The organism is Vibrio sp. 1978, assembly GCF_033344345.1.
Window position 1 is genome coordinate 1 of the sequence record NZ_JAWPOP010001061.1, and the last position, 511, is coordinate 511.

The 511-nt window shown below is 42.9% G+C and carries 1 protein-coding gene; it reads right to left on the reverse strand.

Annotation, left to right across the window (positions count from 1 at the left end; translation table 11 throughout):
• A partial coding sequence (locus R8N49_RS30650) for a chemotaxis protein CheW (protein WP_318190890.1) occupies positions 1 to 353 on the reverse strand: 353 nt, incomplete at its 3' end.
• Between the last annotated feature and the right edge of the window lie 158 nt (positions 354 to 511).

Here is a 511-nt window from a genome sequence, read left to right on the forward strand (position 1 = left end):
GGTGGCGTTTCAATGGCTTTCCAATCACATTCGATGATCTTCTCTATGCTACGAACCATAAACGCAACCACAGTGCGTAAACAGTCGGTCACGATGAGGTAGCAGTTTTTGTATTCTTCTTGCGTAATTGGACGAAAGCCAACCGCAGCGGACATGTCGATAACTGGAACGGTGAGATCACGAATGGTCACCGTACCAATCACATGGTGATGGGAATACGGGATTTTTGTGGTTGGCATGTAGGGTACAATTTCACGAACTTTAAGTGTCCCTATTGCGCAGGTTTGTTGCAGGGTGAGTTTAAACATCAACATACCCTGAGATTGATTCGCCTTACTAACGACTTTTGCCATGAAATAACCTTATAAATGCCACCGATTTGTGTCTAATCATATCTTATAAAGCGACAGCTTCAACCGTATAGGAAGTAAATGTGAGCTTTTTAAGCCATCTCTTTATAAATCGAGGTCAATATTACCCGTGTTGCACAGGTTTTCATCACCTAGCCAAG